The 22063-nt window shown below is 45.0% G+C and carries 19 protein-coding genes and 1 pseudogene; 14 read left to right on the top strand and 6 right to left on the bottom strand.

Going from position 1 to position 22063, the window contains the following annotated elements:
- Positions 1–131: 131 nt before the first annotated feature.
- The 7 genes and pseudogenes from QUB52_RS06650 to QUB52_RS06680 form a co-directional block, all read left to right on the top strand.
- Positions 132–506 (top strand): annotated as a pseudogene (locus tag QUB52_RS06650) (GDP-mannose 4,6-dehydratase); the annotation flags it as partial.
- Positions 507–544: 38 nt separating this feature from the next.
- Positions 545–2659, top strand: coding sequence for a hypothetical protein (locus QUB52_RS06655; protein ID WP_332976137.1), 2115 nt, complete (start codon positions 545–547; stop codon positions 2657–2659).
- Between the two features lie 128 nt (positions 2660–2787).
- Complete coding sequence (locus QUB52_RS06660) at positions 2788–4857, top strand: glycosyltransferase (RefSeq protein WP_332972521.1); 2070 nt, start codon at positions 2788–2790, stop codon at positions 4855–4857.
- Positions 4858–4892: 35 nt separating this feature from the next.
- Complete coding sequence (locus QUB52_RS06665; protein WP_332972520.1) at positions 4893–5753, top strand: class I SAM-dependent methyltransferase; 861 nt, start codon at positions 4893–4895, stop codon at positions 5751–5753.
- Positions 5754–5809: 56 nt separating this feature from the next.
- A complete protein-coding gene (locus tag QUB52_RS06670) occupies positions 5810–7087 on the top strand; it encodes a glycosyltransferase family 4 protein (RefSeq protein ID WP_332972519.1) in 1278 nt (425 codons plus the stop codon).
- Between the two features lie 46 nt (positions 7088–7133).
- Positions 7134–8387 carry a glycosyltransferase gene (locus tag QUB52_RS06675; protein WP_332972518.1) on the top strand — a complete coding sequence of 418 codons (1254 nt, stop codon included), beginning with the start codon at positions 7134–7136 and terminating at the stop codon, positions 8385–8387.
- Between the two features lie 48 nt (positions 8388–8435).
- The gene (locus QUB52_RS06680; protein WP_332972517.1) at positions 8436–9656 is read left to right on the top strand and encodes a glycosyltransferase family 4 protein; all 1221 of its coding nucleotides are present in this window, start codon (positions 8436–8438) and stop codon (positions 9654–9656) included.
- 69 nt (positions 9657–9725) lie between these two features.
- Here QUB52_RS06680 and QUB52_RS06685 read toward each other — a convergent pair whose 3' ends face one another.
- The gene (locus tag QUB52_RS06685; RefSeq protein ID WP_332972516.1) at positions 9726–12515 is read right to left on the bottom strand and encodes a tetratricopeptide repeat protein; all 2790 of its coding nucleotides are present in this window, start codon (positions 12513–12515) and stop codon (positions 9726–9728) included.
- 137 nt (positions 12516–12652) lie between these two features.
- Between QUB52_RS06685 and QUB52_RS06690 the strand changes: the two genes are divergently transcribed.
- Both QUB52_RS06690 and QUB52_RS06695 read left to right on the top strand, forming a co-directional pair.
- Positions 12653–12937: a hypothetical protein gene (locus tag QUB52_RS06690; RefSeq protein WP_332976138.1), complete on the top strand. Its 285-nt coding sequence runs from the start codon at positions 12653–12655 to the stop codon at positions 12935–12937.
- Between the two features lie 148 nt (positions 12938–13085).
- Entirely contained in the window at positions 13086–13724 is a 639-nt protein-coding gene (locus tag QUB52_RS06695) for a Uma2 family endonuclease (protein ID WP_332972514.1), read from the top strand.
- Between the two features lie 123 nt (positions 13725–13847).
- On the opposite strand, the gene QUB52_RS06700 is transcribed toward QUB52_RS06695, so the two are convergent.
- From QUB52_RS06700 to QUB52_RS06720, 5 genes are all read right to left on the bottom strand, one after another.
- Positions 13848–14456: a 50S ribosomal protein L25/general stress protein Ctc gene (locus QUB52_RS06700; protein ID WP_265235024.1), complete on the bottom strand. Its 609-nt coding sequence runs from the start codon at positions 14454–14456 to the stop codon at positions 13848–13850.
- A 64-nt stretch (positions 14457–14520) separates the two neighbouring features.
- A complete protein-coding gene (locus QUB52_RS06705; RefSeq protein ID WP_265235023.1) occupies positions 14521–14892 on the bottom strand; it encodes a hypothetical protein in 372 nt (123 codons plus the stop codon).
- A complete protein-coding gene (locus QUB52_RS06710; protein WP_265235022.1) occupies positions 14892–15110 on the bottom strand; it encodes a hypothetical protein in 219 nt (72 codons plus the stop codon). Before QUB52_RS06710 ends, QUB52_RS06705 begins: the two co-directional genes overlap by 1 nt.
- Positions 15111–15141: 31 nt before the next feature.
- Entirely contained in the window at positions 15142–15348 is a 207-nt protein-coding gene (locus QUB52_RS06715) for a hypothetical protein (protein WP_265235021.1), read from the bottom strand.
- A gap of 154 nt (positions 15349–15502) precedes the next feature.
- Positions 15503–16831: an adenylosuccinate synthase gene (locus tag QUB52_RS06720; RefSeq protein ID WP_332972513.1), complete on the bottom strand. Its 1329-nt coding sequence runs from the start codon at positions 16829–16831 to the stop codon at positions 15503–15505.
- A gap of 333 nt (positions 16832–17164) precedes the next feature.
- On the opposite strand from QUB52_RS06720, the gene QUB52_RS06725 reads away from it, so the two are divergent.
- The 5 genes from QUB52_RS06725 (at position 17165) to QUB52_RS06745 (ending at position 22023) form a co-directional block, all read left to right on the top strand.
- Positions 17165–18178: an adenosine deaminase gene (locus tag QUB52_RS06725; RefSeq protein WP_332972512.1), complete on the top strand. Its 1014-nt coding sequence runs from the start codon at positions 17165–17167 to the stop codon at positions 18176–18178.
- 281 nt (positions 18179–18459) lie between these two features.
- Entirely contained in the window at positions 18460–19764 is a 1305-nt protein-coding gene (locus QUB52_RS06730; RefSeq protein WP_332972511.1) for an aspartate aminotransferase family protein, read from the top strand.
- 170 nt (positions 19765–19934) lie between these two features.
- Positions 19935–21422, top strand: coding sequence for a TldD/PmbA family protein (locus tag QUB52_RS06735; protein WP_332972510.1), 1488 nt, complete (start codon positions 19935–19937; stop codon positions 21420–21422).
- A 111-nt stretch (positions 21423–21533) separates the two neighbouring features.
- Positions 21534–21785 carry a DUF6883 domain-containing protein gene (locus tag QUB52_RS06740; protein WP_332967280.1) on the top strand — a complete coding sequence of 84 codons (252 nt, stop codon included), beginning with the start codon at positions 21534–21536 and terminating at the stop codon, positions 21783–21785.
- Entirely contained in the window at positions 21775–22023 is a 249-nt protein-coding gene (locus QUB52_RS06745) for a DUF4926 domain-containing protein (protein WP_265235015.1), read from the top strand. The genes QUB52_RS06740 and QUB52_RS06745 overlap by 11 nt, the downstream gene beginning before the upstream one ends.
- Positions 22024–22063: the final 40 nt, after the last annotated feature.

Here is a 22063-nt window from a genome sequence, read left to right on the forward strand (position 1 = left end):
CAGCCTAAACTATAGTAGGGAACACTGGAGCCTATGTCAACTCAACTAGCAAAACCTGGCTTAAGTGTGTCCGTAGATATATTAGCACCCAGCAGGCGGTCATCATCAAAGAGTTTCGAGAAGTATATTAAATGAAAAAAGCACTCATTTGTGGTACGTCGGGCCAAGATGGAGCTGATCTAGCCAAATTGCTCATAGATCAAGGCTACTCAGTCTGCGGCACATCGCGGGATACCCCAATCTCAGGATTCCATAATTTCTTGCGTTTGCGTATCCGCGACATCGCGAAGCTAGAATCCATGTCTCTCAGAGACTTTCGCAGCTTTTTGCAGGTGCTTGAGAAAATAGAGCCAGATGAAGTGTACAATCTAGCAGGTCAGACTTCCGTTGGACTTTCCTTCGAGCAACCAGCCGAAACCCTGGAAAGCATTGCTACGGGCACACTCAATCTCCTAAAGGCAATTCGGTTTACCGGGGGAAGGATAAAAGTGTATAATACCGGTTCTAAAGTTAGTTAGGCTCAGTAAGAAATGGAGAAAGTAAAATGAGTAAGTGGCCAAGAACTTTCAACTTTAAAGGAAAAGATTTACCTTACAATCGCATCGAATATAATAATCCATCGGAAAGAGCAGTAGAAGTGCCGATCGGGTTCGAGTTTTTGGCTGTTCTACCCAAATCAGCCCGCGTCTTGGAAGTGGGCAACGTGCTATATTATTATGAAAATTCTCTGAGCCACCATCTGGGAGTTATTTCCCGAAAAATTGTAGATAAATTTGAAATAGAGCTAGGTGTAGACAATGAAGATTTAATGTTACTTAGCTCTGAAGAAAAATATGATGGCATAGTTTGTATCTCTACAGTAGAGCATATAGGACAGGGGGTTAAGCCATTAGGGACGTATGGCGAAGTTGCAGAAGAACGAGATTTAGAAGCTCCCCTCAAGGCTATAGCGAAGATATACGATCTGCTTGCTGTCGGAGGAACTGCTTTAATTACTGTTCCTTTTGGAACGCTCACAGACGGTGAGTGGTATATTCAGTTCAGTGGTCAGTACCTCAGTCTTTTAAGAAAGTACGGAATTCCTAAAGAAGCAGTTGTGACAAACTTTTTAAAACTACTAGATAGAGATCAGACCAAAGATAGCGTTAAAATGTTGTGGACAGAAGTAGATATTTTTGAAGTTAGCAATGCAGAGTACAACTATCCGTTTGCAACCGCTAATGCGATCGCTGTTATAGAGCTTTCCAAGCTTTCCAATGACTTTCATCTAAACTTAAATGTCGAGCCTACCCCTCTTTATTATCATATGCCATACGAGACTCGGATAGAATTGTCGCAGTACAAGGCGCAACTGCACCAGATTCAGGATGAACAGGCACAATTGCAATTACAACTGCACCAAACTCAGAGAGACTTAGAGCAATCTCATGTACTGCTGCACCAGGCTGAAAGTGGATTAGCACAATCTCAGACTCAACTGCACCAGACTGAGGGAGAATTGGAGCAATCTCAGACTCAACTGCACCAGACTCAGGAAGAATTGGAGCAATCTCAGACTCAACTGCACCAGACTCAGGAAGAATTGGAGCAATCTCAGACTCAACTGCACCAGACTCAGGAAGAATTGGAGCAATCTCACTCTCAACTGCACCAGACTCAGGAAGAATTGGAGCAATCTCACTCTCAACTGCACCAGACTCAGGAAGAATTGGAGCAATCTCACTCTCAACTGCACCAGAATGAGGAAGAATTGGAGCAATCTCACTCTCAACTGCACCAGACTCAAGGATTACTAGCACAATCCCAGTTGGAACTGCATCAGACTGAGGGAGAATTGGAGCAATCCCAGTTGGAACTGCATCAGACTGAGGGAGAATTGGAGCAAGCTCAGGCTCAACTGCATCAGACTGAGGGAGAATTGGAGCAATCTCAGGCTCAACTGCATCAGACTGAGGGAGAATTGGAGCAATCCCAGTTGGAACTGCATCAGACTGAGGGAGAATTGGAGCAATCCCAGTTGGAACTGCATCAGACTGAGGGAGAATTGGAGCAAGCTCAGGCTCAACTGCATCAGACTGAGGGAGAATTGGAGCAATCTCAGGCTCAACTGCATCAGACTGAGGGAGAATTGGAGCAATCTCAGGCTCAACTGCATCAGACTGAGGGTGAATTGGAGCAAGCTCAGGCTCAACTGCATCAGACTGAGGGAGAATTGGAGCAATCTCAGGCTCAACTGCATCAGACTGAGGGAGAATTGGAACAGTCTCGCTCTCAACTGCACCAGACTGAGGGAGAATTGGAGCAATCTCAGGCTCAACGGCACCAGACTCAGGGAGAATTGGAAAGATTGAAAGTTCCGCAAGCCTTCCATACGCAGGCTGATGTACAAAGCCCGACTCAGTACAGACTCCTGTTATGGGAGGGATGGTACGCTTATCACAAAGGTGATTTGAAGGGAACGGCTCACTTTCTCAAAGAATCTTTGAATTGTACGCCTTTATCACCAACTGAAACGGTCTTGAACTGGTTAGAAACATTTTCCCAATTTTCTGCGGAAAAGGGAGTTCACCTCGATACCAACTCGCTAATCAATTCAGCGGAATGGAAAGAATTGATGCGGCGCAGCCTTAATGGTAAGCTGTCAGTAGCAGTACGTTAAATAAAAATAGCCAGCACTATTAACTTACTGACTGGAAAAATGCGAAAAAAAATGTCAAGTTACTTGACAATTACTTTGTCTATAAATAGATTATTCTAAAAGCCGTTGAGGGTAGGACAATAATTGGTATGTTGAAAAATACACTGACTTCTTCTTTAGGTATTAATTTCGTAGGTCACGTGAGCGGGGAATACGGTCTGGGGGAAGGAGCAAGAGGGACTCTAAGAGCACTGGAAGCTGTAGGTATACCCTTCACAATTAATGACATTCAAGTAAATTGGCACAGAAACTTAGATGATAGCTACAAAAATGTTTCTCAAAATATTCAGTATCCCATCAACCTGATTCATATCAACCCAGGTGACGGAATGATTGAAGGTCTGGGTAGTGAATATTTTAAGGGGCGATATAATATTGGCTACTGGGCTTGGGAATTGCAAATATTACCCCGCGTCTGGGACTATGCTTTTGATTTATTCGATGAGATTTGGACTTATAGTAATTACACGGCTGAAACAATTGCTAGGGAGTCACCAATTCCTGTTCTCAAACTACCACCTAGTATTGCTCTGCCATCAACGTCTATAGACAGAAAGGCATTAGGACTACCTCAAGGAAAATTTATTTTTCTGTTCATGTTCGACTTCCACAGTACCTTAGCACGCAAAAATCCCTTGGGGACTGTTGAAGCTTTTAAACGAGCTTTCGATAAATCAAACAATGAGGATGTCTTGCTCGTCATCAAGTCTTCTAACGGACATTTCCATGCTCAGCAAAGAGAACAATTGAAAGAGTGTGTGGAGGGCTGGCCCTCCATTCACTTAATAGATGGGCATTTGAAGAAAGAAGAGCTTTATGGCTTAGTTAAAAGTTGTGACTGCTATGTATCGTTGCACCGTGCTGAGGGCTTTGGTTTGACAATGGCAGAAGCAATGTATTACGGTAAGCCAGTCATAGCGACAGCCTACTCATCTAATATGGAATTTATGAATGTAGGCAATAGTTTTCCTGTTAAATACAACTTAGTAACACTTGCGGAAAATTATGGCCCTTACCCACAAGGGAATGTTTGGGCAGAACCCGACATAGATCATGCTGCATCGTTAATGCAGTATGTTTTTCAAAATTATCAGGAAGCACAGCAAGTAGGGTATAGAGCTGCTCAAGATATCAAATCTTTGCTGAGTCCGCAAGCGGTGGGCAGTAAAATTAGGAATCGCCTTGAACAGATCATGAAAATTAAGATTACGAGAGAATTAGCCCAAGCTAAAGTTCAACTGCCTGTCTTAACAGACGAAGCTTTTTTGCAAGAAACTCATAGTGTGAACGATGGATTATTTTTAGAATTTGCTTATCAGACTTATCTCAAACGTAAGCCTGATCGGGAAGGGAAAAATCACCACATTCATGATTTAGCGGACGGCATCAGAACCCGAAAAGACTTGCTCACTATCCTGCGACAATCACCTGAATTTGAGTCGTTGTGGAAGCTCGTAGAGAAAGATTTATTATCTTCATCTTTGGGTGTAGAAATTATTTCTATTCATGTACCCAAAACAGCAGGAATAACATTTGGCAAAGTTCTGCAACAGGTTTACGGTGCAGACAAAGTTTTTTCAGAAAATGGCAAATTACCATTAGCCTCTATCTTGGAACAGCGTTTAATCAGACTGCAAACTAAAGTGATTCACGGTCAATTTCCCGCGACAAGGTACAAAGAATGCTTGTTATATTCTTCTCCCAAACTAATTGCCTGGGTGAGGCATCCTATTACTCGTTTAATTTCTTGGTATTGTGATTGTATTGGGAAGCCTGTTGAAGCGAGTCAGGATGAATTTCAGGAATTGGTAAGTAAAACTCAACCTGATTTGGTTGAATTTGCGGAGATGCCTGAAACCCAAAATGTTATATCAGAATACCTCCGAAGCATAGAAATAGGCGACTTTTTCTTTATAGGTATCCAAGAATTTTTTCAGGATGACATAAAAAACTTGAAAGAACTTCTAGGTTGGTCTGAGTTAGAAATTGGTTGGGATAATAAAAATAAATATCCAGGGTATCATACCTATGTAAACAAGGTGTTGGCTGATAAAAATCTGGTGGCTAAGCTAGCAGCTCTCAATAGTGAAGACATAGAATTTTATCAAACGGCATTAAACTTGAGACAGCAACGAAAAGACAGAACGAGAACAATCTAATAACTCGATTAAACTTGGGGATGCCCGGTATTATTATGATTGAACAAAACGCTCCGACGACTACTGTTAAGCGACAGCTAACTATTATTAATGACGAGCCAAGCCTCACCAATCCTGTTTCGCAAATGGCCACCGAGGCCCAGTGCCGATCGGATGCCTTCTACTATTGGTGTGACGAAACTCGTCTGCCACACGAGCCGATATTCCATAGAAAACTGTGGGAGTACGCCTATATCCTTCAGTGTCTGTCCGAGACGGGCATGATGTCACCGGGCAGGCGCGGACTCGGTTTCGGTGTTGGCAAGGAACCGTTAGTAGCTGTAATGGCTGCCCGAGGCTGCCATATCGTCGCCACAGACCTAGATATAGACGAAGCGACAAAGCAAGGATGGGCCGGTAGCGGTGAATATGCAGCAACGCTGGAGGCGCTTAACGATCGCGGCATCTGCCCCGCCGCACGCTTCGCATCCCATGTTATTTACCGCGTGGCAGACATGAACAAGATAGATGCGGATTTGGTCGGCTTCGATTTTGTCTATTCCTCTTGCGCTTTCGAGCACTTAGGCTCGATCGATCTGGGGATCGAATTCGTCAAAAACAGCCTCAAGTGCCTGCGTCCAGGCGGAATCGCAGTCCACACCACCGAATTTAACGTTTTGTCTAATGATGCGACGATCGACCACCAGCAGACTGTACTGTTTCGACGGCAGGACATCGATCGGCTGGCAGCAGAGCTGCATTCTCAGGGTCACGAAATTGTCCTCAACTACAACACTGGAAGCGGGCCATTCGACCGTCACATAGACGTACCGCCCTGGTCGGGGATACACTTAAAGCTTCAGTTAGAGCAATATGTCACAACATCCTTGGGGCTGCTCATCAAGAAGGCTTCATAGACTAAATGGTTGTTAAATCCTATTCAAAGATTTCCACTCAGCAAACAGAAAGGTAAATGTTAAATAATAGATTAAATAATTCTTTGGGTGTAAATCTTGCCGGTCACATAACCGGTGACTTTGGGCTAGCAGAAGCCGCCAGAGGTACTATCAGAGCAATGGAAACAGCTAAAATTCCCTTGGCTCTGACAGATTTAAAGGTAGGCGGGCAACCTAACTCAGATTCCACCTACAAAAATTTTTCCAACGACAATCCCTATCCCATTAACATTATCCAAACTAACCCCAATTGGGTCGAGCAGATTTTAGCAGGATACTTTCCGGGTATTGGTTCTGAATATTTTCAAGGCAAATACAATATAGGTGTGTGGTTGTGGGAACTGCCCGTATTTCCGAAGGAGTGGCAGTGGGCATTTGATTTATTTGATGAAATCTGGACTCCCAGCAATTTTTGTGCGGAAGCATTTTCGGCTGTCTCCCGAGTTCCCGTGCTCAAAATTCCTGTGAGCCTCGCTTTTCCTAAGCCTTCCCTGACAAGAGAAAACCTAAACTTACCCAAAGATAAGTTTATTTTTCTGTTCATGTTTGACTTTGCGAGCTCCTTTGAAAGAAAAAATCCTTTTGCCACCGTTGAGGCGTTTAAACAAGCTTTTGGAAAATCCAATCAAGATGTTTTACTCGTGCTCAAGTTTGCCAATACCCATTATTTCCCGCACTTACGAGACCAGCTAACCGAATTGACAGAGGGCTGGCCCTCGATTCAATTTATAGACGGGCATTTGCCAAAAGCAGAAATTCACGCTCTGGTTAACTGTTGTGACTGTTATGTATCTCTACATCGGGCTGAGGGCTTTGGTTTAACAATGTCTGAAGCCATGTACTACGGGAAACCAGTAATAGCGACAGCCTATTCATCTAATATGGAATTTATGAATGTTGGCAATAGTTTTCCAGTTAAATACGATCTGGTGACAACCACTGAAGATTATGGAGCTTACCCCAAAGGCAGTGTCTGGGCCCAAGCAGATATTGACCATGCTGCCTCTCTGATGAAGTACACTTTTGAAAACGCTCGGGAAGCACGGCAAGTAGGAGCTAAAGCTGCTCAAGAAATTAGAGCTTTGCTGAGTCCTCAAACAGTGGGGATAAAAATAAAAAATCGCCTTGAATTTATCATGGGGAATATCAATCAGTGCCACTTGTCAAGTCGTTTCCACGAGCTTCAGATAGAAAGAGATTTATTGGCTCGTCAAGCTCAAGCTTGGAGGCAGACAGCATTGCAGGTACAGCAAGATTTAGCAAAACACTCTCAGTTGAAACTGCAACAGCGCTGAATTGTCAAGCCTCGCTCCTAAATGTTTATTAAGTAGAAGACTTACTATGGTCAATCAAACGCCTGATTCTAATTTCGGTATCAACTTTATAGGACACCTCAGCGGTGAATACGGCCTTGGAGAAGGCTCTAGAGCCACTCTCAGAGCGATTGAAGCTGCTGGCATTCCCTTTGCACTGAAAGATATTAAGGTTGATTGGCATCGCAACTTAGATAACAGCTACACAAGTTTTTCCGAGCAAAATCCCTATTCGATTAACCTAATCCATACTCTGCCGGAACCGATTGTTTTCAACATGATCGATCGCGAATGCTTTAAAGGTCGATACAACATTGGCTTTTGGGCTTGGGAACTGCCGATATTTCCTCCTGGGTGGCTGTACGCTTTTTCTTTATTTGACGAGATATGGACTTATAGTAATTACTGTGCAGAAGCGATCGCGCCCGTATCGCCCGTGCCCGTGATTAAGATGATGTCCAGCCTTGACCTTCCCACACCATCGTTTGACAGAGAAGCATTGGGATTGCCCGAAAACAAATGTATTTTTCTGTTCATGTTTGACTTCCACAGTACCGTAGGGCGTAAAAATCCCTTTGCTACCCTAGAGGCATTTAAGCGAGCTTTTGCTCAATCAAACCAGGATGTTTTACTTGTACTAAAGTTTTCTAACGGCAGCTTTTTTCCCGAAGAACGCGATCGACTCAAAGCGCAAGCAAAGGGCTGGCCTGTTCACTTTATTGACGGGCATTTAAAAAGAGACGAACTTCATGCTTTAGTCGCGAATTGCGACTGCTATGTTTCCCTGCATCGGGCAGAAGGATTTGGCTTGACAATGGCGGAAGCGATGTACTACGGCAAACCTGTAATCGCGACGGGCTACTCATCTAATATGGAATTTATGAATGTCGGCAATAGTTTTCCAGTAAAATATGACATAGTGACGCTGAGAGAAGATTATGGGCCTTATTTTAAAGGAAATTACTGGGCTGATCCCGATGTCGATCATGCAGCATCCTTAATGAAGTATGTTTTTGAGAATCCGCAGGAAGCGCAACAAGTAGGATTTAGAGCATCTGAGGAAATAAAGTCTTTACTGAGTCCTCAACTTCAAGGCATCAAAATTAAAAATAGATTGGAAATCATTAGAAACAGGATGAATCAATCTACAAACTGGTCAACCAGCATCCATCAGCTTCAGCAAGAGGCGGCTTTGGCGCAGTCAGAAATCCAAGTTTGGAAGCAGACAGCACAGCAAGTTCAATCTGAGCTAGCACGACATCAAAGGCTTGTTAATACTTGAAAAGTTGAATTTACCTAAAATACTTATTATCAGGAAAATAAATTAGCTATGTTGAATAATCCCAAGTCTAACTTTGGAGTTAATATTATCGGTCATGTAAGTGGAGAGTTTGGTCTGGGCGGAGGGGTGCGAGGCACTATCAGAGCCCTAGAAGCTGCTAACATTCCTTTCACAATCAAGGATTTGAAAGAAGATTCCCAACGCAACTTAGATGATACATATACAAGTTTTTCCAGCGATCGCTCCTATCCCATTAATATCGTCCATACTAACCCTCACGAGTCACTGTTGAATTCTATCGCTCCTAATTTTTTTCATAACTGCTATAATATCGGTTTTTGGATTTGGGAACTTCCAGTATTTCCTGATATTTGGATGGGGGCTTTTAAGCGATTTGATGAAGTTTGGACTTACAGCAATTATACTGCTGAAACTATTTCTGATGTGTCGCCTCTTCCGGTGCTTAAGTTACCTCCTAGCATTTATTGCCCCCCCAATTCATTGGATAGAGAAGCTTTAGGATTGCCCAAAAATAAATTTATTTTTCTTTTCATGTTCGACATGGGTAGCGGCTTTGAACGCAAAAATCCTTTTGCCACAATTGAGGCGTTTAAAAAAGCTTTTGGGAAGTCCAATGAAGATGTTTTACTAATTATTAAATTTAGACCTCATCCAGCTTATCAAAATGAGTACGCTCAACTAAAAGCAATGGCAGAAGACTGGCCATCTATTCAATTGATCGAAGGTCATTTGAGCAAGGAAGAGGTTCATGCCTTAGTAGATAATTGTAACTGCTATGTATCGCTACATCGGGCTGAGGGTTTTGGTTTGACTATGGCGGAGGCGATGTATTACGGCAAGCCCGTCATCGGAACCGCCTATTCATCGAATACTGATTTTATGAATGTCGGCAATAGTTTTTTGGTGAAATACGATTTAGTCGCAACTACTGAAGCTTACGGACTTTACCCAAAAGGTAGTATCTGGGCTGAGCCGGATATCAATCACGCGGCTTCTCTGATGGAGTATGTTTTTCAAAATAAGCAGCAAGCACAGCAATTAGGAGCCAGAGCAGCTAAGGAGATTAGGTCTTTATTCAGTCCAGAGGTTATTGGTCAAAAAATTAGACATCGCCTGGAATATATTACCAGGACAATAGAAGAGAAAAGCTGGTATGAATCCCAAGCTCAAGCTTGGAAACAAGCGGCTCTGCAAGCTCAAAGGGAATTAGAGCGCTCAAAGTTGGGACAGCCCAGCCCTCCAGCTTGACAAGGCTGTAGCGGGTGGCAACAGTTGTTAGGTTAACGTGCGAAATACATGGCAAATTAGAGGGTCGGTTTAGAAAATTTTGGGTTCCAATTCCAGGGCGCGACGGTAAGAAGCACTTGCTTCATCTATTTGCCCTTTTTTCGTCAAGACTTCCCCTAAATTATAGTGGAACCAAGAAAAATCAGGCTTCAATTCAATGGCGTGGCGGTAAGCGGCGATCGCCTCTTCCCACTCTCCTTGATCTCGCAGAAGATCCGCTAAATTGTTGTAGGTATAGGGGTAATCTGGGTTTAGTTCAGTGGCGCGGCGGTAAAGTGCGATCGCCTCTTCCCGCTGGCCCTGTGTGGCCAAAGCATCCCCTAACATTTGATGAGACTTGTAATCTGGTTGAACGTCAATAGCGCGGCGGTAACAAGCGATCGCCCCATTCACATCATTCTTTTGTGCTAACATCCGTCCCAACTGCAAGTGCGCCTCACCACATTGGGGATTTACCTGCAACGCCATCTGATAAAAGACGATCGCCCCATCAGGCCAACTGTGCCGCACCAAAGCATCAGCCAAACCCACATAAAGGTCAGCATCATTCGGCGCAATCTCCAGCGCCTTATGATACAACTGCACGTCATCACGATTCTCCTCGATCGCCCTGCGGTACAAGCGCATCGCCTCCTGCAAATCCCACTGCGATCGCATCCTCAAAGCATCAGCCAACTTTTGCGAAATCCACGGCAAATCCGGCTGAATTTCCACAGCACGGCGGTAAGCAGCGATCGACTCATCCCACCGTTCCAGCTTCTCAAAAGCCGTCCCCATGTTGTAATAAGTCCACGGAAAATCGCGATTCAACTCAGCCGCGCGACGGTAAACCTCGATCGCCTCGTCCCACCTTTCCATTTCTAGCAACACGTCGCCCAACTTGCTGTGCGACCAAAAGAAATTCGGATTCAGTTCGTTAGCGCGCCGGTACGCAACCACCGCCTCATCCCAGCGTTCCAAATTCACCAGCGCTTCTGCTAAATTGTTGTGCGCCCAAAAATGTTCGGGATTTAGTTCGATCGACCTTTGGTAAGCCGAAATCGCCTCATCCCACCGTTCCAGCTTAATCAGCGCGTCGGCTAAATAGTTGTGCGACCAACTAAAATCTGGATTTAATTCAGTTGCTTTGGTGTAAGCTTCTACAGCTTCCTCCCAGCGTTCCAACTTCAGCAGCACATCTGCTAAATTGTTGTGAGACCAGCTAAAATCAGGATTTAATTCGATCGCCTTGCGGTAAGCCTCAACAGCTTCCTCCCAGCGTTCCAACTTCACCAGCGACTCAGCTAAATTGTTGTGCGACCAAGAAAGTTCGGGATTAGTTTTAATCGCATTGGTGTAAGCATCAACCGCCGCTTCCCACTGTTCTTGACCCTTCAGAAGTTCGCCCAATTCGTGATAAGCTGCCCCTGCATTTGGATTCATTGCAACAGCGCGCCGGTAACAGTCAATTCCTTGCTCAAGCTTACCTTGCTCGATCAAAGTTTTGGCTAAATTCTCGTGTTCCTCAGCGGTGCCAGACTTGGGGTCGATCGCCAAAGCTCGATACAAAGCTTCTGACGCAGCTTCCGACTTACCTAACTGAGTCAAAAGTTTCGCAAAATTGCGGAAAGCGCCGGCAAAATCAGGCTTAAGGGCGATCGCCTTTTCGTAAGCAGAAACCGCTTGCTGCCACTGTTCCTGCTGCGCGCAAATGCTGCCATAATTAGCATAAGCTTCGGCAAAATTCGGATTAATTTCTATTGCTTTGACATAGCAAGTTTTAGCATCATCAATTTTGCCAACAGCTTGCAGGGCATTGCCGAGCATTTTGTAAAGCGGCGCTTCCGGCTTAATTTGTAGAGCTTTCTTGCAAGCAGAAATTGCCTGTTCCCATTTCCCCTGAGCAAAATAACCTTCTGCCAGTATTTTGTATGCTTCTGGATCTTCTGTAGTAATTCCAGCATTAACAGGTGGCTGAACTTGTTGACGCCCAAGCTGTTGTTGAAGTTGTTGCGGTATTTTTTTCAGTATTTCTTGCGGTATTTTCCGCAATATTTGCTCAGGTATTTGTTGTTGAACTTGTGGTTGTTGAATTTGTTGCGGTATTTGTTGTTGAACTTGTGGCGGCTTAGCAGCACCATTAGTCGCGGTTGCACCAGCCAAAGTTTGCTCTCCCTCGCTGCCGTTTCTAGCATTAGCTGCGTTCAGTTCTATAGCTTTGCGATAATATACTGTGGCTTCTTCTAACTTGCCTTGTTTTTTGAGGGCTTCGCCGATATTTTGGTAGGCTTGCGCCAGATTAGGATTTAATTTTATGGCGCGATCGTAACAAGAAATAGCTTCGGGAAACTTTTCTTGCCGGAAAAAAGCATCACCCATACCTAAGTGTTCTGCCGGCGATGCTTTTTCTGGTTCCAAAGAGAATGCACGATACCAGCATTCCTGAGCTTCTGCCCTTTTGCCAATTTGTCCGAATACTTTCGCCAAATTGCGGTATACTCCCGCGAAATTCGGTTTAATCGCGATCGCCTTTTGGTAAAACTCGATCGCCTCCGACCATTTTTCCTGTTGCGCGCTAATGCTGCCCAAATTCGCGTATACTTCCGCAAAATTCGGTGCTATTTCAATAGCTTTAGCGTACCAGTGCCGCGCCTCTTCCATCCTGCCTTGAGCTTGCAGCGCGTTGCCCAAAGTCTTGTAAGCCGGTGCAAAATTAGGGTGCATTTTCAAAGCTTGCTCGCAGGAGGCGATCGCTTCTTCCAATTTTCCTTGGGATAAATATATTTCTCCCTGTTGGTTAAATTGAACCGCTGTTGATTCTGTATTTACTGTTGATGGCATAGGGGCGGCTCCAGATATAGCAATTTATGTATATATTCAAAACACTTAATAAGTCTACAGCGGTTTGACATCAACGATCGCTCTCTTGTTCCCCAAATTTAAAAATTTTATAGATCGGGCCGGTCTCTAGGGTGTTTTTGAAGAAAGGTAAAGAGGGCGATCCCAGCAGGAAGATGATACAGTCAGGTCGATCGAACTCCTCGGTGCGGGCTGCTGCTGGTTTACTGGCTCTGGAGTTTTGGCTCGCCAAGAGCGAACCTCCTCCTTGTATTTTTGTCGAGTGGGGGCGGGTTTATATATCTTCTGAATGTGAATTAAAGATTGTTGGCGAACCCGCGCTTACAACGATTGTGGTCGTTCGAGCGAATTCGAGATCGCCAAAGGTGGGGAAATATCAGCCGATCGCTGCGGTAAAATCGTAGTCAGGGTTAACTTAAACCATTTTTCTAAAGATGTGCTACGGATGAAGTCTTAGCCCCCCCCCTTAATAAGGGGGGGTTGGGGGGGTAATATCTAGCGCTACTTTATGAAATTGGTATTAAACCTTTATATAATGTCGCGGTGATTTTGATGTTATTAGAGCCACCACCTCAACTTGTCGGAGAAAAGCGCCTCACCTTTCGCGATCTCGATTGGCGCGCCTTCAAGCAAATTCAAAGTTTGCTGACTGAGCGCACCCGCGCCCGCTTTACCTACGATAACGGAGCGTTAGAAATTACCAGAGGCCTCGAAGGACACGAACGCTCTGCTCGCTTGATTGAACTCTTTGTGAGAGTCCTTGTGGTTGAGATGGGGATGAAAATTAAGACGATGGGATCGACTACGCTCGATCGCGAAGACCTACTCAAGAGCGCCGAGCCAGACAATGGATATTATATTCAGAATTATGCCTTAGTTGCCGATCGCCCGGTTAACTTGAATATCGATCCAGCCCCCGATTTAGTCGTGGAAGTGGATATTACCCATACCGATATCAATAAAAATACACTCTATGCGAGTATGGGCGTGCCTGAGTTTTGGCGGTTTAACGGGCGGGTATGGCGGATTCTGCAATTAGTCGATGGGGCTTGTGTCGAGTGCGATCGATCTCCCACTTTTGGGATTATTGAAAAAACGGATTTATACCAGTTTCTAGAAGTGGCTTTCATAGATGAAGTTGCCGCAGAGATTGATTTTCGTCAATGGGTGCGACAGCAGATTCAAGGCTGAGTAGAGTAAGTGCGATCGCACCAAAACTAGAATAGCCTTATTGAATAAAAAACGATCGCCCTTTTCGGATCGAGCGATCGCCTTTTTTTCAAGAATTACTTAACAACTATTAGCAATTACTAATTAAGCTGCTGCTGCTGCTGCTTCTTCTTCTTCTGCTATCTCTTCAGCACTGGCTTTAGTTCCCAGAACGGTAACAACCACCTGAGTTGGATCGCCAAGAGCTTCTGCTCCCGGAGGCAAAACTAACTCATGAATGTGCAGCGCATCCCCTACCTTTAAGTTAGAAACATCTACTTCAATTGCATCAGGAATGCTATCAGGTTTGCACTTAACTGCGATTTGCGTCAACACAGTTTCTAACATACCGGATTCTAACTTGACACCGATAGCTTCGCCGACAAAACTCAGCGATACTTCAACTTCCAGGCTATCTTGAGTTGCGACGGAGAAAAAGCTCAGGTGGTAAGGAAAGCCTTTCCAAGGATGAACTTGAACTTCCCGCAGCAAGGTTTTTCCTGTCCAAGAGAGTTCGGGAATGCTGAGGTCAATTAGGGCGTTGTTGACTACGTGCTTTTTGAGCAGGTGTTCAACTGTTTTGGCTTTGATGGTAAGGGAAATGGATTCAGAGCCGTTGTGTCCGTAGAGGACGGCGGGAATCATTCCTGAGCGGCGGAGGGCGTTAGGCTTGCTGCCTTCTACCCGCTTTTGACATTCTACTGCGAGTTCCATTTTATGACTTTCTGTTGATTGTTTTCACATTTTACCAGAATTGTGATATCGCGATCGCACCTAATTAAACGACTCGCTGAAGATACTGATAATTCTCATTTTCCAGACACTTAAGCAATTCCAGCATTTTCCTCAAACGGTACGTTCCTGCTTGGTATTCTTCTTTGAGAGGGGAATCACCCAGCTTAGCAAGGACGGTATCGCTTTCGCAGATGATTGCATCGCGGAAAAAATTTCTAAACTTCTGGCGTATATCTTGATCTAACTCAACTAAAGGTAGCTTCTCCTCCTCTTCATCTATCAAAATATTTCTGGGGACAGATTTGCCAATTTTGGAAAATTCTGATTTTGCCAACCACTCATAAACGTCTTCAGACATTCCGACATAGTGGGGTGGCTGATTAGTTTTGAAGGCATAAAAAATCATGTCTAACATTAGCTTTCCTCCTGACCTTCCTGATTCACCAACTTACTCTCTGGAAAATTTTCTACCCAAGCTACATCTGCTTTGTCGAATACAACCTTAGCTGGTTTAGTAATTCCCCCTGTGGTAATAACTCCAATTACAGTTCCTTTTTGACATATTTCCTTAGCTTTTGTGGAATCTAGTTTTTTGTTTTTCCAGGCTTTAATTTCAATATGCGGTTCATTCATTATTGTTTATACTTTTTATTATTTTGATAAATTAACCATTAAATTCGATCTGTAAATTGCGGAGTAGCTGTTTAACTCGCGGAACATCCCGATCGTTGACGATCAAAATATCACCTTTGGGATTGTTTCCGGTTGTTCTTTTGGCTTGTATTCCTTCTTTGCTTAATTCCATTATAAGCCATCCAATCATATCTCTGTGAACTTCTAGCCGTGCTATCAGTTCATCTTCGTCAGTCATTTACTTGACTCCCTGTAAATAAAGATACACTTGACCTCGCCGTGGGTCAAGTGCACTAAATCTGCTGGAACCTTAAACTAAGTAGGTAGCGGCGAGACTGGCAACAGCTTTGAGTATGATTGGTTGATACCCAAAATGTATTTTAAAGGCAACGTTAGGCTGGCGTACCGTCATGAGAAAGCAAAGCGCGCTTGGGCCCGTGAATTGGGTCTTCGACAATGATAGTTTGGTCGCGGCTGGCTCCGAGAGATACAATGGCGATCGGCACTTCCATCAAATCTGCCAAAAACTTCAGATAATCCAAAGCTTGCGGCGGCAAATCTTCCAAATTGCGGCACTCTTCCGTGGACTGTTTCCAACCGGGAAGGGTTTCATAAATGGGTTTGCATCGAGCAAATATCCGCGAACTTTTCGGGAAATCGATGCAGCGTTCGCCGTCAATTTCGTAAGCAACGCAAACTTTTATTTCTTCTAATTCATCCAAAACATCTAGTTTGGTAATTGCCAGACAGTCAAGGCCGTTGATGCGGACTGCGTAGCGGCCGATTACCGCGTCGAACCAACCGCAGCGGCGTTTCCGGCCGGTTGTGGTGCCGAATTCTGCACCTCTTTCGCCCAAAATTGCGCCAACTCCATCGACCATTTCGGTAGGGAAGGGGCCTTCTCCGACGCGGGTTGTGTAGGCTTTTGCTACGCCAATTACGCGATCGATCGCTGTTGGGCCAACTCCCGTTCCCACGCAAGCGCCGCCCGCGATGGGATTGCTAGAAGTAACGTAAGGATAAGTGCCGTGGTCTAAGTCTAATAAAGTGCCTTGCGCGCCTTCAAACAGAATATTTTTCCGCGTGTGAAGTCCCTCATAAATCTTCAGGGAACTGTCTACTACGTGCGGCCGCAAACGTTCTGCATAAACTTGATATTCATCAAAAACATCTTGCGGATTGAGAGGCGGCAAATTGTAAAGTTTTTCCAGAATGACATTCTTATGATGAATCGTCCATTCCAGTTGTTCTCGGAACCCTTCCAAGTCCATCAAGTCGAGCATCCGAATGCCTGTGCGTTCCGACTTGTCGGCGTAAGTAGGGCCGATGCCGCGTCCTGTTGTCCCGATTTTATAATTTCCCCGCTGCTCTTCCGATGCCACATCAATCAATCGGTGATAGGGCATGGTGATGTGAGCAGTCTCTGAAATCATCAGGGAGGCAGTCGAAATATTCAGTTTTTCTAGCTGATCTAACTCTGCAATTAAAACTTTAGGGTCGATTACCGTGCCGCAGCCGATGATACACTGCGTCTCCGGGTAGAGAATCCCAGACGGAATTAAGTGCAGTTTGAAAGTTTGACCGTTGACTACCACGGTGTGACCGGCGTTGACGCCCCCTTGGTAGCGGACAACGATATCTGCGGATTTGCTGAGCAAATCGGTAATTTTTCCTTTTCCTTCATCGCCCCACTGGGCGCCGATTACAACTACGTTAGCCAAGGGTTTCTCGCGTTCAGTTCAGGTTGACACAAACTCCGATTATGTACGAATGTGTCGCGGATGTCAAATATATTTTTGTTACAATTGAGAGCAGTGAGGCTGTATTACTCTCAATCAAAGACTCCCAGCACTATCGGGGGACTTCCGAAAGGAGAATGGGAGAATGGGAGAGGGGGAGAGGGGGAGAATGGGAGAGGGGGAGAATGGGAGAGGGGGAGAGGGGGAGAGGGGGAGAATGGGAGAATGGGATAGTCTATTGCAATCTTCTTTATTATCCTGTAAGTCATTCCCAATTCTTCAATCTAAAATCCAAAATCTAAAATCTAAAATCGCATGACTTTACACGCTGAGTTGCACCGACATTTAGGCGGTTCTGTGGTTCCTCGGATTCTGTGGCGCTATTTCGATCGCCATAATGCCGAAATGGTCGATCGCTTTCAACACTACTCTGCTTTTGAGGATTTTTACACTCGTCCGCGCAATACTCTCGATGAGTATTTGGAACTGCACACGCTGGTAGAAAGCGTGCAAACTGTGGAGACTTTGCCTTATTTTATCTATCGGTTGATGCGCGGCGCTTATGTATTTGAAAATTTGGCTTATTTGGAGTTGCGCTATACGCCTTATTTGCGGACTCCAGAGCATTTGTCACAGTCAAAACGCATTGATTTGATGGCAGAAATTGTACGGGTTGTGGGGAAGGCAAGTCAAATTGGTGATTGTCCGATTGTGACTAGCCAAATTTTGTGTATGCACTCGCGTTTACCCCATGAGGTGAATCGGGCGATCGTCGATTTGGCCGCTCAAATGGGAGAATATGTTTGTGCGATCGATCTTGCGGGCGGTGATGCTGCTATTGGCGATCGCCTGGATGAGTTTGTGGCATTGTATCAGTACGCAAGGTCGATCGGCATTAAGACTACCGGCCATCTCTACGAAACTACCTCTGGCTGTTATCCCGAACTTCTGCCCTATTTGATGCGTATCGGCCACGGGATTCAAATTCCGCTAAAATATCCCGAACTGCTGCCAGAGGTCGCGCGCAGGGGTCAATGCTTAGAGGTTTGCCCGACTACCTATCTCAAGACGGGGACGTTACAGGATATGGGGGAATTGAAGGTTGTGTTCGATCGATGTTTTGAGGCTGGCGTCGATATTGCCATTTGCACAGACAACGCGGGATTGCACAACGTGCGGCTGCCTTTTGAGTACGAGAATTTGTTGACTCTGGATATCATTGATTTTCGGCAGTTACAAGCCTGTCAAGAGGCCGCTTTCCGCCATGCTTTCGCGTGGCCCTACGATGGGCGGCCTGTGAAAATGCTGACGGGTTTGTTGCAACATTAGTCGGTTGGTGCGATCGTTAATTAGCAAATAATATCTATTTAACGAACCGCGAAGGCACGAAGGAAGAGAAGGAAGAGAAAGAGGAAGATAGGTAAATCTTTTTAGGCAAAGACTTGATTTAAAAATGAGAAAAAGCTCTTTCTTATCTTCCTTCGCGCTCTTTGCGTCTTCGCGGTTCGTTAAATAGATATTTGTAAAATTATAATAAGTGTCGGTCGATCGGCAATCGGTAACAAGTTATAGTCTGAAAACGGAAAGATGAATATAAAAGGATAAAAAACATGACAAATATGGACGCTTACTGGATGCCTTTCACGGCTAACCGACAGTTTAAGGCAAATCCGCGCATCTTGGTTTCGGCAAAAGATATGCACTTTACAACCGATGATAACCGATCCATTTTAGATGGGATTGCGGGGCTTTGGTGCGTGAATGCAGGCCACTGTCGCCCGAAAATTATCGAGGCAATTCATAAGCAAGTATCGACCCTAGATTATGCCCCACCTTTTCAGATGGGACACCCCGGCGCTTTTGAATTAGCGGAACGTTTGGTGAAGATGATTCCGGGCAATTTCGATCGCGTTTTCTTCACTAATTCGGGTTCGGAGTCTGTGGAAACTGCTTTGAAAATTGCGATTGCTTATCACCGGGTGAAAGGTGAAGGAACTCGTCAAAGATTAATCGGTAGGGAACGCGGTTATCACGGCGTTGGTTTTGGGGGAATTTCTGTCGGTGGTATTGGTACAAACCGTAAATTTTTTGGCAGTTTGCTGACAGGAGTTGATCATTTACCTCACACTCATAATTTAGAACACAATGCTTTCAGTCGCAAGCAACCGAAATGGGGCGCGCATTTTGCTGATGAATTGGAACGGATTGTGGCTTTGCACGATGCGTCTAATATTGCGGCGGTAATTGTCGAACCTGTTGCTGGTTCTACGGGGGTTTTGATTCCGCCCCAAGGTTATTTGCAGCGGCTGCGGGAGATTTGTGACAAGTACGGGATTCTGCTGATTTTTGATGAGGTAATTACTGGATTTGGCAGGCTGGGTTCGAGTTTTGCTACTGAATATTTTGGGGTGGTTCCCGATATTGTGACGGTGGCGAAGGGGATAACTAATGGTACTGTACCGATGGGGGCGGTGTTTGTGAAGGAGGGAATTTATGATGCTTTTATGAATGCTCCCGAAAATGCGATCGAGCTTTTTCACGGTTATACTTATTCTGGTCATCCGCTAGCCTGCGCTGCTGCTTTGGCGACGCTGGATATTTATGAGGAAGAAAGGCTGTTTGAACGGGCTAATAAGTTGGCTGATTATTGGGAAAATGCGGTTCATTCTTTGAAGGGCGTGCGCCATGTAATTGATGTGCGGAATCTCGGACTTGTGGCGGGGATTGAGTTGGAATCTATCCCTGGGAAGCCGGGGAAACGGGCTTTTGATTGTTTCTTGCAGTGCTTTGAAAAAGGGTTGCTGGTTCGGACTACTGGTGATATTATTGCTTTGTCGCCTCCGTTGATTATTGAACAGGAACATATCGATCGCATTTTGGAAATTTTGACTGGGGTTTTGCAGGGATTGGAGTGAGATTTAATCAAACCGCGAAGGCGCTAAGGACACGAAGGAAGAGAGAGAGAAGAAGATCGGGAAAATCTCTCTCTCTTTCCCTGCTTCGCGCTCTTTGCGTCTTCGCGGTTCGTTCAAATCCTTAAACAGCGCTATAATCATTCATAACGAACGACGAACGACGAATAACTATGGTACTGTTAACTGCAAAAATCTCTGCTAACGAGTTGGCAAATTTAGCTGTAGATTTGATTCGGAAAAGTGGGTGCGAATACGGTGATGTGCGTTTTTGCAGTTACCGGAGGCAAGGTTTGTATGCGCGCGATCGCTCTTTAAGCAATATCTCCGATAATGTAAGTTCCGGTTTTGGCGTGCGAGTGCTGCTAGACGGTGCTTGGGGCTTTGCCGCCAGTCACAGCAAAACCACCGCAGAGGTTGCCAGAATCGTCGCTTTGGCCGTGGAAATCGCTAAAGGCAGCCGCTTGACTCAAAAAGCACCGGTGCGCTTAGTACCAGTCGAAAAATATGTCGATACTTACATTAGTGCGATCGCAATTGACCCGTTTTCTGTACCCGTTGCTGACAAAGCCGAACTTTTATTAACCATCAACGAGCGCCTGCTAGCACACGAATCACAAGGCATCAAAAAAGCTTATTCTTTTTTGACATTCAATCGCGAAGACAAGGTTTTTGCGTCCACAGAAGGCTCGCTAATCGAACAAACAATCTACCGCAGCTATCCGGGTTTTGGCTGTACGGCAATTGCGGGCGGCGATGCCCAAAGTCGCAGTTACGAACGCCCGCCCCTAAACATCGGTTACGAACACATTAATCCAGATGATTTGTTGAGTCAAGTCGCACGAGTTGCGGCCGAAGCGATTGAGAAAGTCGCTGCGCCAAAAGTCCCGGCTGGTATTTGCAAATCTCTGATTCTCAAGCCGACAAATTTGTTTCTGACAATCCATGAATCCGTCGGACACCCAACAGAATTAGACCGGGTTTACGGCTACGAATCTAATTTTGCTGGCACGAGTTTTGCTACTACCGATAAGTTAAATAAGCTGCAATACGCTGCACCTTGGGTTAACTTCAAGTGCGATCGCACTCAACCCCACGGCCGCGGTACAATGGGTTACGACGATGAGGGCGTAAAATCACAGGATTGGTACGTTGTCAAGGATGGAATTTTAGTTGATTATCTCACTGACAGAGAAACAGCTTATCGCCTCGGACGCGGTAGCAGCAACGGTTCTGCCTGCGCTGACAGTTGGTCGAGTGTACCGATGGTGAGAATTCCTAATTTGGGATTGGAACCAGGCCCGGATGGTGGCAGTCATACTGCTACTTTAGATGAGATGATTGCTGATACGGAAGATGGGATTTTAATTGATGGTATTGGTAGTTTTTCAATTGACCAACAGCGGCGCAATTTTCAATTCGGCGGTAATGCGTTTTGGAAGGTGGAAAAAGGTAAAGTTGTCGGGATGTTGAAGGATGTAACCTATCATTCAATGAGCACTGATTTCTGGAATCAAGTAGATGCGATTGGCCCTGCTTCCGAACGGGTACAATGTGGTACGAATATGTGCGGCAAAGGTGAACCGATACAGGTTGCTCAAATGACTCACGCTTGTGTGCCGGTGCGGGTAAGGGATATTCAAATTGGGGGAAGGGCTTAATTTAAAGCGTAGGTTGTTAACGTGAAAATTCCAGCGGATGCTATCATACCAGAAGCCAAATTAACGCGCTATCTACTTATTTTAAAAGCGCAAGATGACAAATAAAAATTTCTGGCTCAGGGTGGTTTTAGTCAATATAACCCAGAAGCTTTGCTAGCAGCAATTCAGTCTTTAATCGCATCTGCTGAGGCAGTAGAAGATGGTGCTAATGAATTCGGAAAGTTCTTTCGCGCTGAAGGTGAGTTACCAGCAGTTAATGGACGTAATTTAGCAGTTGTTACAATTTGGTTGCAGTGGCAAATTGACGGAAGTTTTCATTTTATTACTCTCAAACCTAAAAAGGAGCCTCGACGTGAAACTTGAACTTTATCAGCGTGTAGCATTGTGCCGGGATATGCCTCTATATCAACTAAAAAAAGGCGATGTAGCTATGCTAGTCGATCGCGTACCTCACCCAATCCAAGGCGAAGATGGCTGCGTGTTAGAAATATTTAATGCGTTAGGAGAATCGATTTTAGTCGTGGCTGTCTCCCGTTCAGATGTGGAACCTTTACGAGCTGATGAAGTGTTAACAGTTCGCTCTTTAGTACAGGCAAGTTAACCGTAATATTGCGGCTCAATATGTTTTCAAATACCAACAA

Origin of the sequence: Microcoleus sp. A6-C6 (assembly GCF_036705955.1) — a bacterium.
Classification (GTDB): Bacteria; Cyanobacteriota; Cyanobacteriia; order Cyanobacteriales; family Microcoleaceae; genus Microcoleus.